12 protein-coding genes are annotated in these 12,874 nt (G+C 40.4%); 6 read left to right on the plus strand and 6 right to left on the minus strand.

Annotated features, from left to right (window positions below; translation table 11 throughout):
* Nucleotides 1-76 precede the first annotated feature (76 nt).
* Nucleotides 77-1,516, plus strand: a complete 1,440-nt coding sequence (locus ACX27_RS00165; RefSeq protein ID WP_062286956.1) for an RtcB family protein — start codon at nt 77-79, stop codon at nt 1,514-1,516.
* A gap of 230 nt (nt 1,517-1,746) precedes the next feature.
* On the opposite strand, the gene ACX27_RS00170 is transcribed toward ACX27_RS00165, so the two are convergent.
* The 3 genes from ACX27_RS00170 to ACX27_RS00180 form a co-directional block, all read right to left on the minus strand.
* Nucleotides 1,747-2,724 carry a DNA-formamidopyrimidine glycosylase gene (locus ACX27_RS00170; RefSeq protein WP_062286958.1) on the minus strand — a complete coding sequence of 326 codons (978 nt, stop codon included), beginning with the start codon at nt 2,722-2,724 and terminating at the stop codon, nt 1,747-1,749.
* 281 nt (nt 2,725-3,005) lie between these two features.
* Nucleotides 3,006-3,215: a photosystem I reaction center subunit IV gene (locus tag ACX27_RS00175; protein ID WP_062286960.1), complete on the minus strand. Its 210-nt coding sequence runs from the start codon at nt 3,213-3,215 to the stop codon at nt 3,006-3,008.
* Between the two features lie 408 nt (nt 3,216-3,623).
* Entirely contained in the window at nt 3,624-4,208 is a 585-nt protein-coding gene (locus ACX27_RS00180) for a PAP/fibrillin family protein (RefSeq protein WP_062286961.1), read from the minus strand.
* 252 nt (nt 4,209-4,460) lie between these two features.
* Here ACX27_RS00180 and ACX27_RS00185 point away from each other — a divergent pair, with 252 nt between their 5' ends.
* The 5 genes from ACX27_RS00185 (at nt 4,461) to ACX27_RS00205 (ending at nt 9,791) form a co-directional block, all read left to right on the plus strand.
* Entirely contained in the window at nt 4,461-4,703 is a 243-nt protein-coding gene (locus ACX27_RS00185) for a DUF3134 domain-containing protein (RefSeq protein WP_062286963.1), read from the plus strand.
* Nucleotides 4,704-4,779: 76 nt separating this feature from the next.
* Entirely contained in the window at nt 4,780-5,886 is a 1,107-nt protein-coding gene (gene mraY / locus ACX27_RS00190; RefSeq protein WP_062286964.1) for a phospho-N-acetylmuramoyl-pentapeptide-transferase, read from the plus strand.
* Nucleotides 5,887-6,464: 578 nt separating this feature from the next.
* Nucleotides 6,465-6,725 (plus strand): hypothetical protein, encoded by a 261-nt coding sequence (locus ACX27_RS00195; protein ID WP_062286966.1) that lies wholly within the window; start codon nt 6,465-6,467, stop codon nt 6,723-6,725.
* A gap of 191 nt (nt 6,726-6,916) precedes the next feature.
* The gene (locus ACX27_RS00200) at nt 6,917-7,729 is read left to right on the plus strand and encodes an isopentenyl phosphate kinase (protein ID WP_062286967.1); all 813 of its coding nucleotides are present in this window, start codon (nt 6,917-6,919) and stop codon (nt 7,727-7,729) included.
* 178 nt (nt 7,730-7,907) lie between these two features.
* Entirely contained in the window at nt 7,908-9,791 is a 1,884-nt protein-coding gene (locus ACX27_RS00205; RefSeq protein WP_062286969.1) for an ATP-binding protein, read from the plus strand.
* A gap of 209 nt (nt 9,792-10,000) precedes the next feature.
* On the opposite strand, the gene ACX27_RS00210 is transcribed toward ACX27_RS00205, so the two are convergent.
* From ACX27_RS00210 to era, 3 genes are all read right to left on the minus strand, one after another.
* Nucleotides 10,001-10,483, minus strand: coding sequence for a hypothetical protein (locus ACX27_RS00210; protein ID WP_062286971.1), 483 nt, complete (start codon nt 10,481-10,483; stop codon nt 10,001-10,003).
* Between the two features lie 171 nt (nt 10,484-10,654).
* Entirely contained in the window at nt 10,655-11,332 is a 678-nt protein-coding gene (locus tag ACX27_RS00215) for a response regulator (protein WP_062286972.1), read from the minus strand.
* Nucleotides 11,333-11,397: 65 nt separating this feature from the next.
* A complete protein-coding gene (era, locus tag ACX27_RS00220; protein ID WP_062286974.1) occupies nt 11,398-12,354 on the minus strand; it encodes a GTPase Era in 957 nt (318 codons plus the stop codon).
* Nucleotides 12,355-12,874 lie beyond the last annotated feature (520 nt).

Raw genomic sequence — 12,874 nt, forward strand, 5'->3', positions numbered from 1 at the left:
GACGCGCGGCTGCTGAACCAATGTCTCTGCAATCAATTTAAAACCAGGGTCTTTTTCAGACTCTCATGGAGTTTTCATGCAGCCCAAAAATCTTCAACGTCTCCTGCGTGCATTAGCACGACAAGGTTTGGATGTCAATTATTTTAATGGTGTTTATTCTGTTCGTTTGATTAATTCTCCTGATGTCCCAATAGCTGAAGTCTTATTACCAGAAGGCTTTCCCATTGAAGCTAAAGCACTGAAGCAACTAGCTAATTTAGCAAATGTGCGTCACCCCAATGGCGGATGCGTTTGTCGTGCCTGTGCCACACCTGATTTTCATCCTGGTGATGCGGGTATTGCCATTGGTTCCGTAGTTGAAACTGTTGGTCAAGTCATCCCTGCTGCTGTCGGTTCTGACATTAACTGTGGAATGCGGTTACACGTTGCCGATTTGACCATTGATCAATTTCTCTCTCAGCGGGACTTATTTGTAGAACGGATGAAGGGGGATTACTTCTTTGGTACAAGAGATGTCACCATGACCAGCCACACAATGAAAGCATTATTTCAGTATGGTGTTCTTGGTTGGTTAGATGCGATGTTTGATCAACCGACGGGTAGTTTTGTTAAATCAGACTTGGAGCAAATTTCCCAGGAAAGCGAATCTATATTTTTAGGTGGTGCAATGGAGGGTGACTGGAAGTTAGCACCAGAAGAATTAATTCCTGATACTGGACTGGTAAGGGATGGAGGACTGGCAACGATTGGTTCTGGCAACCATTTTGTTGAAGTACAGCAAGTTGAAAAAATCGAAAATCGCTCCCTTGCTTATGCTTGGGGAATCAGAGAAGGACAATTAGCCTTTATGATTCACTCTGGTTCACGCAATGTCGGTAAGTACATTGGGGGAATGTGGCGAGACCGAACGAAAGCAACTTGGCCGAAAGGTCTGAAGTATCCAGAATCCCAGATTTTTCCTTTATCAGTGCATTCTCACCCAGAATTAGTTGCTAGTTATCTCAAAGCTGAAGCGACGGCTGCTAATTATGGCTTTATCAATCGCCTATTATTGGCAGAACTGCTACGTCTGCGGTTGCGAGAAGTCTATGGTGATGTGGAAGCACCTTTAGTTTACGACTTACCCCACAATATCACCTTAGCTGAAGGTCAAGGATGGGTAACACGCAAGGGTGCTTGTCCCGCCCATTCAGGACAACCTGTGATTATTCCCGGTTCAATGGGGGCTGACTCTTATCTTATGGTAGGCAAAGGCAATGCAGCTTTTTGTAATTCAGCTTCGCATGGCGCTGGCAGAATTCGGAGTCGATTTGACCTGAGTCGCCAAGGTGCATCTCAAACTGAGTCAGAACTGGGCTTAACAGGCGTAGACTGTATTACCTTGCGTGCAGAACGCCGAATTGAAGAAGCACCCGCAGCTTATAAGCCAATTCAGTCTGTGATTGATGTGCAGGTAGAAGCGCAAATGGTGGATGTCGTAGCCAAGTTAAGTCCGGTGTTGACATTTAAAGCATAAGTGCGATCGCTTTTTATCAAGGCGTAATTTTGTAAGAATTATGTACTCAACCGCAGATGAATAAATCGTGAAACATCGATTTAGTAGTAGTCAGCCACACAAATTATGATAAGTCATAGATCCCCGACTTTTTGAAAAAGTCGGGGATCTGAACAGCCACAACTTGTCAACTGAGTGCAATTAATTTTACTTTTTACTCAGTTAGCACTGTTTCGGTAAGTCATATAAAACTAACTTTGACACTGCGGACAAAAATGACTAGAACGGCCAGCTAAACGAATTCGCTGAATCACGTTGTGACAAACTCGGCAAGGTTCTCCAGCACGGTTGTAAACCCAGGCGACACCACCATAGTTACCGTTGATCCCCTTAACGTTGAGGAAATTACTAAAGGTTGTACCGCCAGCCGCAATACTGGTTTCTAAAACTTCAATGATGACTTTGCGTAACTGTTCAATTTGCTGCGGTTGCAAATCTGTACACAATGTTTCTGGTAACACGCCACATTTAAATAATGCTTCATCGGCGTAGATGTTACCTAATCCCGCGACGACAGATTGATCTAATAATGCGGTTTTAATCGGACGGCGGCGGTTTTTGAGTTTAGCCGCCAGATACTCAACGGTAAATTCTGGTGCAAATGGGTCGGCTGCTAATTTAGCTAAACCAGTCATGACACTTTCTATCGACACTTTTGGGGGAACCCACCACATTTGACCGAAGGTACGTTGGTCAACAAAGCGCAATTCCTGCTGATCCCCAAAAAATAGTCTGACTCTTGTGTGTTTGTGCAATGGTTCATCACGGTGCAGCCATAATAATTGACCAGTCATCCGCAGATGCACCCCAAGGTAGCCAGCACCAGTAGTCTGCCCAGAGAACTTTGCGTGGTGGCTGGCTTCGGGGCAGGGAGCAGGGAGCGGAGGGGAAAGATTCTCTCCCTTGCGCCCTGCTCCCTGCTCCCCTGCTACCTCTACACGCCTATGTTGGGTTGGTGAACTACCTGGGGATAGTTCAGCGAGAATATATTTACCCCGGCGATGCCAAGTCATGACGGCACTACCTTGGATTCCTTGAATAAACTCATCAACAGAAAACGGGTAGGCGATGGTGCGATTTAGCAACACATCTCCACCCGTAATGTTTTGATTCAGGGTCAATTGATTAAGACCCCGGCGGACTGTTTCAACTTCAGGCAGTTCAGGCATTGGAACTGATAAGTAAGCAAATTATCTAGGGATCATCGAAGAGGATCAGGGACGTAATCCCTTGCCTATTCTGGTTGGGACAGATGAGAGGAAGTACTGTACGCACTTAGCGGTAAATATCTATTCTCTCGAACAGAAACCGTAAATACCCGCATGGCAGTTTCTCTGACTTAGAGTAGGCTGAGAGGAAGCATGAGAGAACTGAAACTTTAGGCTTCATTCTACATACTTAAAGCTTCCCTTCATCATCCCATTAAAGAATCCCCTTTGAGCTTTGCTACTTATTTTTTAGCTTTAGCCGGAGGAGCTACTTCGATTAGTTCATCTAAGGCAAAGTTATTGGTGTTAATACCAGAGTAATTTACCTTATCAAAACGGACGATTACTGGGTATTTAATGCCGCTTTGATCGATAGAAGCCACGGTGCCGACATCTTGGAACCAGTAGGATTCTGGGCGGAGAATACGTACTTTAGAACCACGTTGAACCATGATTATCTTCCCTTTTAGTTATCAATTGCCGATATATAGGGCTATTTGATTTCACTCTACAACCTGAAGGTCGTTGCTAGAGGGTTTGTTAAGTTATTTATCTGATTTGTCATGGGGCAGGGGGCAGAAGACAGGAGGCAGGAGGTGAGACAGCGTGGTCTTGGGGGTTTTCCCTATGAGCAACTGTGTTAGCGCAACGTTAGCGACATTAGGAGCGTCACCCAAAGGGCTAAAGGATAAGATTTCATACTTTAGACTTCACACTTCCTACTTTTTTGTCTGATATCTTCCTCACGTTAGGTTCTAAGCAAAATACTCATACTTAGAATGGGGTCATACCCTCCTTGACAAAGCGTACATGATGAAATAACTTCGTTCTCGTTCGCCAAAACAAACAAAAGGAAAACTTTATGTTCGAGTTAAAACAAATACGCTACCCTCGTTACCTCTGCCAATGCGGAGATCATCATCTATATAAGTGATGTCTAACCAGCCTTGTTGGTTTTCGCTGTTAATTGGGACATCAATTCCCGAAAACTTTTTACCTGATTCAATTTGGTGAATAAAATTTTCTGGTGAAATGTAGCCAATTAAACGTTGCAAACCTACAATAGAACGATTAAATTTTACTTGGACGCGACGACCGGAAACTGGCTCAAATTTAGCTGCTACGCTGACTAATCCTTCGAGATAAGGTAAGCCATAAATTTCAGCAATGTTGTAAACGCTGGTAGTTTCTACCCGAATACACTGATAAATTTGACCAAGTTTACAAAAAGGTAAACGATCTAGGTTTAAAAGCGCCTTACTAGTGGTATAAAGTAATTGCCAATTCCCATTGAGCAAGTTGCTTGCTTCTACTGGGCGTGGTGTTGGGTTGAGGTCTTCTAAATTAGCGATCGCAGCTAAGATAGCTTGTTTTTGTGGTTCAGTAGCCAATAAACCACGATTGGTTGGTGCGATCGCATTGATTAAAGCCGTCTTGCCCATCATTGTTTATTACCCCAAATCAAAAATGTCTAAAATTCATCCACCTTAAGTCGAATTATTGTTGCCCTATGTATCAAGCTCTTAAAAGTCTTAAGAATTTATTCCTATCTGTACTACCACTATTAAATAAAATATTTTTGCTAACTTACGGATTTCAGCAGGCAAGACTTGAATCAATAAATAACTAAATTATTACGTTTCAAGTGATAGACTGCTTAATGTCTAGTTACATTAACATTTTGTTTCTTCGTCGATATGTTGAATTCTCCCTTACGTGAAGAACCACGCAACCAACGCGCAGCCGTAATTCCATTAAAACAAGAATCTTCCCTCTTAGATTGGTTGCAATCCAATGGTCGTTTAATAGCGCGTGATGTGCATGAACCTGATTTTTCCGAAGAAGAAAACGAAGAAATCTCAGATTTTCTCGGTGGAGAAGATGGCATTGGCGACTATCTTGATGATGATGATGACGATATAGCTATTGAAGAAGATTAGCCAGCAGGCTAGGGACTTGGTGATAGCTGTCGTCCCTGTAATTAAATTTTGTAGTGTGGAGTGAAGGGAACATCCTGTGGACGCTAAATTGTCTCCTAACCAAGGATTAAACATTTTTTCTGGTATCGGTCTCGCTTCTGCCTTAGCCACCGGGCTGGGTTTAGCAGCAGTAATTTGTGATTTGATGGGCAGTAGATTGCCTTGGCAAAACACATCACTGACGATGCCTTTATTGTTGTGTGCGGTGATTTCGGCTGCTGTGGGTTATGTGGTAGTACCTCTACTACAAGCACTCAAAACAGGACAAATTATCCGTGAAGATGGGCCACAAGCTCATCTCAAAAAAGCAGGCACACCAACAATGGGCGGGATATTCTTCATCCCGGTAGCGGCGATCGTTGCTTGTATAATGTCTAATTTTGCCACAGAAGTTGTTGCTGTCTCCGCATTAACCCTGAGCTATGGGTTTATCGGTTGGATGGATGACTGGCAAATTCTCCGCCGCAAGTCCAACAAAGGGATTTCTCCCAAAATGAAATTAGCTTTGCAAATTGGATTTGCAGTGCTGTTTTGTATATGGTTAATCTTTAATCAACCTTCTAATATTACAAATATTGCTTTGCCTTGGGTGAGCTTTGCACTGCCTTTAGGTTTCCTGTTTTGGCCGTTGGCAGGGTTTGTGCTGGTGGCAGAGAGTAATGCAACTAATTTAACTGATGGGATTGATGGTTTAGCAGGTGGAACTGTTGCGATCGCACTTCTGGCTTTAGGTGCTGTAGTCGCCCCAACTTCCCTACCGTTGATGGTTTTTTGTGCGGCTTTAAGTGGTAGTTGCTTAGGTTTCTTGGCACACAACCGCAACCCAGCCCGCGTATTTATGGGTGATACTGGTTCTCTGGCGTTAGGTGGTGCGTTAGCTGCGGTGGCACTGTTAACCAACAGCTTGGTAGCATTATTTATCCTCAGTGGTATCTTCTTTGTTGAAACCTTGTCTGTGATGGCACAGGTGGCTTATTACAAAGCTACAAAAGGCCCAGATGGTAAAGGCAAAAGATTATTTAGAATGGCTCCTTTACATCATCATTTAGAGTTGGGTGGCTGGTCAGAATTACAAGTTGTGGCGGTATTTTATGTAGTAGCTGCCATGTTAGCTGTAGTTTGTTTAGCGATCGCACCTTTCTAAATTCTTTAAAAACTGATTTAAAAAAAGAATCCTCGAAGTTTCGAGGATTCTTTTTTTATAGAAATCCTACTAATTAATAAATTTTATCTGCTTGATTGTGTCCTTCTTCATGTTTAGCAGACGCACTCCAACAGTTTGAAAATTATATCTGCAATTATGTAGCGATCGCTTCCTCCATTCTAAAATGCGATCGCACTCAAGCATTGATAAAATTGGTAACTGTCTAAATCATGGTAGATTTTCCTTGCCACGTAGCTCATCTAAGCAGCAGAGAGTTTCCTACAAACATAGAAACAATCTAGCGAGTTGATTAGATAAACCTGATTGTGCTGGATAGATAGTATTTATGGTGGTTTGAAGTTTGCATCTACGATTTCAAAAAGTTTTCTGTTGAGTCTACGGATTTTAAATCAATTTTGATGTATCCTAGATTTTCTTAGGCAATTTTTTCAACACCCAAGTTCATAAAACTTTTTTGCGGATTTCGCGCAAGATTCTGGAAGAAGTTCTTGAACTCTCTCAGAATCTACTTTCTGCTGATTATTTCTTTGTCACACTTGAAGGCTTAACAAATCATCATGGATATACGACTCATCAAAAAATCCGAAAAATTAATCCTGAAAAAGATAAAACAGATAGAAGAAGAAAATCTTTCAATAGATGATTTTGAGAGCCAAGAAACTACCGTTGAGGAAAAACCAGTAGTCAATGTAGTAGAAACTAGAGAGCCTAACTATATTCCTGTGCGAGATAACCCAGTAGTTTTATCCATCGCCAATTCAGGATGGCAGGTTTCGGAAATTTTACGGGATATCAGAGTAGATAATTTCTATGATTGATACATAACCAATATATATATGTCAGAATTCTAGTCTTTAACTTATGAATTCTGCAAAAATATGTTCATAATAAATAAGCAACAGCAATATAACTGTTGCTTATTAGTTGTTTTTTAAGACAGTTAATACTCGATGATTTAAAATTCATTGTGGTAAGCTTTTTGCTAGTGATTCCCACGTCTTGAGATTTCATGCTAGAGCTAGTATTAGTTAAACTAGGAGGTTCTTTAATCACCGATAAGAACCAACCATACACGGCTCGATTAGAAACTATGCAAAAACTAGTTACGGAAATTAGTTTAATCAAGCAGCAAAATCCTAGTTTGAAAATGATTATTGGCAATGGCGCTGGTTCTTTTGGGCATCAGTCAGCACATAAATATAATACTATCAATGGTGTCTTCTGTGATGCTGATAAACTAGGGTTTTGTCTAGTTCACCAAGATGTTTTAGATTTAAATAGATTACTAGCCAATTGTTTTTTAGAAGCAGGTTTGCCAGTAGTGAGCTTACCACCTCTCACGATGGTAGTTACTCAGAATAAAAAGCTAGTGAAAACAGATTTTTCGGTAATTGAAAACAGTTTAAAAGCTGGCTTCATACCGTCGATCTTCGGTGATGTTGTATTAGATCAAGTAATTGGTGGTACTATCATTTCTACTGATAGTTTATTAGTAGAGTTAGCCAAATATTTTCATATTCAAGGTAACTACCAAGTCAAACTCATCAATGTTGGGAATTATCGTGGTGTGTATGACCAAAATGGGCAAGTGATACCTGAGATTACACCAGCCAATTATGCTCAAATTAAAGCTGCTATCGGCAAAAGTGAGTCAATAGATGTCACTGGTGGGATGATTCAGAAGGTAGAAGAATTTTTGGCTATTTCTGATTGGGGAATCGATTGTTGGATAATTGATGGCAATATTCCTGGAAATTTAGTCGAGGCTGTGTTAGGACAGGCGACTGTGGGAACAGTGATTCGCTCTGGTGAATATAGGTAATAAATTAGGGACAAGGGAGAGCTACTTATATTAGGCGCAAGATATTTGCATAGGGATATTAAATTTTAATATATATTGGGCATACTAAGGAAAAACTTTGGCAATTTTTTGTGTGAATCATTCTTAATTTGGGATGATCTGCCGAAAATAGAGCCATTAACTTGCAGGATTCAGCAAGATGGCATTTTTCCACTTTGTACCCCAACAATCTTCTCAGGCTTTGCTGTGGAGCGTTCTGAACAGCATTACTGATCCCATTTTTGTGAAGAACAGACAACACAATTGGGTGTTTGTTAATGATGCGTTTTGTCAGTTCATTGGATATGAGCGAACAGCACTAATTGGTAAGTCTGACTATGATGTTTTCTGCAAAACCCAAGCCGATGTTTTTTGGGCGAGAGATGAACTGGTTCTTACCACAGGCGTAACTGATGAAAATGAAGAATTAATCACAGATTACCAAGGTAAAACCCAAATCATATCTACTAAAAAAAGCTTATTATCTGACGAAGCTGGTAATTCATTTTTAGTAGGTTCAATTCGGCTGGTTGTTCCCCAAGATCAAATTGAAACTACTTTATTACTTCAGACAATCAATAAGTTAGAACAAGAAATTTATGAACGCCAACAAACTGAGAAACGCTTTCGCAGACATAGTAATGCGCTTCAACAGCTTGTGCAGAGTGAAAAATTACAACATGATGATTTTCAAATTGCTATTCAATATGTAACTGAAGTAGCTAGTTTAGGTCTTGAGGTTGGGCGTGTTAGTGTTTGGTTATACACAGAAGACCGTTCGGAAATTCAATGTGTGGATTTATACGAACAGGAATATAATCGCCACAGTGATGGTTTGAAATTATCTGTCTGCGACTTCCCGAAATATTTTCAAGCTCTGAAAGAAGAACAAATAATTGCAGTGACTGATGTGCATACTGATGCTCGTACTGCTGAATTTTCTGCAACTTATACAACTCCATTAGGAATTACTTCGATGCTGGATGCGCGGATTTGGTCGAGAGGGGAAGTAATTGGTGTAGTTTGTTGTGAGCATTTGATCACCCCGCGCCAGTGGACATTAGAAGAAGAAAGCTTTATTGGCTCAATCACTGACTTTGTGCGGCTGGTGATTGAATCACGCGATCGCAAAATTGCAGAAGCAGCACTCAGACAGCAAACCCAACAACTAGAACAAACACTCAAAGAATTAAAACGGACTCAATCTCAAATAATTCAAAGTGAAAAAATGTCTTCTTTAGGACAACTGGTAGCGGGTGTAGCTCACGAAATAAATAATCCGGTTAACTTTATTTATGGCAATATTAATCCTGCTATTAATTATGTTCATGATTTATTCAAGCTGATTAATCTCTATCAAGAAAATTATCCTTATCCTGTGGATGTGATTCGAGAAGAAATTGATGCTATCGACTTAGAATTTTTAATATCAGATTTACCCAAGCTATTATCTTCGATGAAAATAGGAGCCGATCGCATTCGCCAAATTGTCCTATCTCTCCGCAATTTTTCCCGCCTTGATGAAGCTGAATATAAAGCGGTGAATCTGCACGAAGGTATTGATAGTACATTATTAATTTTAGACAATCGTCTCAAGGCTAAACCTAATTATCCAGGTATTAAAGTTATTAAAGACTATGGTAAATTACCTTTGGTTGAGTGCTATGCTGGTCAACTCAATCAAGTTTTTATGAATATTTTAACTAATGCGATCGATGCTATAGAAGAACGAGATGCACAACGCACACTACAGGAAATGCAAGCTTCTCCTAGTAGAATTCGGATTGATACCACAGTCGTGAATGGAACTCAGATTTCTATTAAAATTGCTGATAATGGTTTGGGTATACCAGAAGATATTCAAAAACGGATTTTTGACCCATTTTTTACTACAAAACCCATTGGTAAAGGTACAGGAATGGGAATGTCAATTAGTTATCAAATTATCACCGAAAATCATCATGGAACCCTGGAGTGTATTTCATCTCCGGGTAAAGGTACAGAATTTGTAATTATGATTCCTTTAAAACAAGGTCAGGATTGAATGAAACAAGCATGTAAGGTGTTGAGGGATGAGTGTGTAAGGGTTTTGAACACTTACAACTCTATACCCCTTCATCCTATTTCAAACCCTTTAATTAAGTAGAAAGGTGTAAAAAAACCGAAGTATGTAACTAAAAGTAAAGTTGCCCCAAACCCTCTTCCCTTCTGCCTCCTGCCTTTCCCTAACTATAAATATTCATACCCACTTACTTAGTAATTACTAGCTCTTAAATCGTCAATTACATCTTTACTAGCAGCATTTTCGACATAGTGTTTTGCTTGTTCAATATTAACTTTGGCTCGATTACGCCAACCTACAGCAGAATGGTTATCTTCCTCTCTCCCTATATCCTTTTCTGCACTGCGTAAAAGTTTGTAAACACTGCGAAACTTATCTAAATGTTTCAATGAACTATCAATTGCTGGATAATTATTGACATCTTTACGATCTAGGACAGCAGCTTTGTCAAGTTCTGCGATCGCTGCATGAACTTTAGAATATGCTGCTTTCTCTTCTTGAAGAACATTAGATTCATCGGCTTTTTGCAAGAGTAATTCTGCTTGTCGCAGGTCACTACGAGCATGAATATAATATGGATGTTTACCAGGGATATCAGCCGATGCAATACCATTACCTAAAGAAGCTGCAACTAATCCTAGTAACAGACTAACCGGAGTAATTCTATGAGTCATAACCTTGCTCACCTAAATGCAGAATGAAAACTCATCCTCTGATTTAGACTGGTTTAATTCTGAAAAGTTTTGACAAATCTGTGTCAATGTTATGTCATTAATTCTTTTTAAATACGAGTGAAAAATGACATTCTGTCGAGTTAATTTCTCGCAACCATCACATATTATTAACTACACTAAACCAGATCGCAGTGCAACTACAGCAGCTTGAACACGATCATCAACTGCTAGTTTGTTCATAATTCCACGGACGTGGGTTTTGACAGTATTGGGACTCAGATACAGTCTTTCCGCAATTTCGGGGTTGCTTAAACCTTCTACCATCAGTTTTAAAACTTCTAACTCTCTGGTGGAAAGGTTGGCGGTGTTTCCTTGGGTTGCGGGAGGTTTGAGATTATCGATAACACGTCTGGCGATTTGCGGATCTAAATAAGTTGCGCCATCAACTGCGGCAGCGATCGCTTTTAACAGTCTTTCTACACTCGCACCTTTGATACAATAAGCATCTGCACCACTGGAAAGTGCCGCAATCACTTCTGTTTCAGTGGTGTGGGATGTCAGCATTACTACATGGGTTTCTGGTAAAGCCGCTTTGATTTGCTGTGTCGCCGCAATTCCATCCAGGCGCGGTAAACCAATATCCATGACTACCAAATCTGGTTTTAATTTTAAGGCTGCTTGTACCCCTAAATAACCATCTTCTGCTTGTCCAACAATTTCCAACTGGGGTTGCGCCATCAGTGATTGTTCTAGTCCTAGTTGCATCATCGGATCATCTTCCACAATCAACACGCGCAACACAGGTTGATCATTCGGCAGATTGAAGGAGTAGCTAGGATTGGTAGACATTTTTTTTATCTAGTCAATGGTCAATAGTCAATAGTCCAATAGCTATTGACTATTGATTAACTTCTCTATTCTTCCACGCGATAGCCAAACTCTGCCAAATTTAACCGAGACTGTCGCCATTTTGGCTGGACTTTGACGAAAAGTTCCAGGTATACTTTGCCGGAGATGAGTTTTTGGATTTGTTCGCGGGCGGCACTACCAATGGCTTTGAGCATGGAACCACCTTTACCAATTAAAATGCCTTTCTGGGAATCGCGTTCGACGTGGATGGTAGCCATGACGCGGGTAATTGATGGTGTTTCTTCTACTTTATCAATGGCGATCGCCACAGAATGCGGCACTTCTTCACGGGTTAACAGTAAAATCTGTTCCCGAATTAACTCGCCCATAATAAAGCGTTCTGGTTGGTCTGTCACCAAGTCAGGCGGATAGTATAAGGGGCCAGTTTCTAAATTTTCCGTCAGTAGTTCTTGTAGTTCTGGCAATCCTGCACCAGTCTTGGCGGAAAATTTTGCTAACGGCCATTGGTTAGCATCACCTAGTTGTTGGTAACTTTCATCGATAAACTGGGAATCCGTTGGTTGCTGGTCAATTTTATTTAGTCCCAAAATTACGGGGGTGTGACTGTGGGTTAATAACTCCGCAATGTAGCGATCGCCAGCACCACAAGCAGCTGTACTATCAACTACAAACAGCACCACATCTACTGATTCAATGGCAATCTTGGCATTCTGCACTAACACTTCCCCCAGTTGATGATGGGGTTTATGAATTCCCGGTGTATCGACGAAAATTAATTGTGCTGCTTCTGTGGTCAAAATTCCTCGCAAACGATTCCGCGTAGTTTGGGCTACTGGTGAGGTTATTGCAATTTTTTGACCAACTAATTGATTCATTAGAGTAGATTTACCGACATTTGGACGACCAATAATGCCGATAAACCCCGATTTATATTCAGGAGGAGCTTGAGGAATTAATACTTCTCCTGAAAAAGAGAAGACGTGATTTTCAATACTAGTCACCTTTTACTCCACCTTCATATTTTATAGATGAGATAAGTTAGTTCTGGGTTCAAACGCACAACAAACATATATTCACCCTGGAATTTTCGGGGTTTGCCATTGTTTCAGTTTAATCTACTACTAGAGATATTTGACTGGAAATACCTCAAAAATAGATATTGAATCCAACCAACATTATGTTATCCCTCTTCCATAAAGTTGTGTTATCTGAAAGAGAGCCAGTCATTTTGATGACAATATTCTTGGATTTTAGCTGGAGAATACCACCAAATTATGATGTAATTGCTATGGCTAAGAAATAATTTCTCGCTTAAACTCGCCTAATTTCAAAATCTGATTAACAATTAATTTACTCTATTTAGTATATATATTCAGAGCTATATGCAACCGAGATTTGTCATCAAAGCTGAAAATTTCATGAGCCTGAGTGCAACTGTCTAAAGTGAAGCATGTAACAAGCGATCGCACAATATTGACTTTTGTTAACGACAGTAATAAAAGCTATCACATATCATTAATA

It is taken from the genome of Nostoc piscinale CENA21 (genome assembly GCF_001298445.1).
GTDB lineage: Bacteria > Cyanobacteriota > Cyanobacteriia > Cyanobacteriales > Nostocaceae > Nostoc_B > Nostoc_B piscinale_A.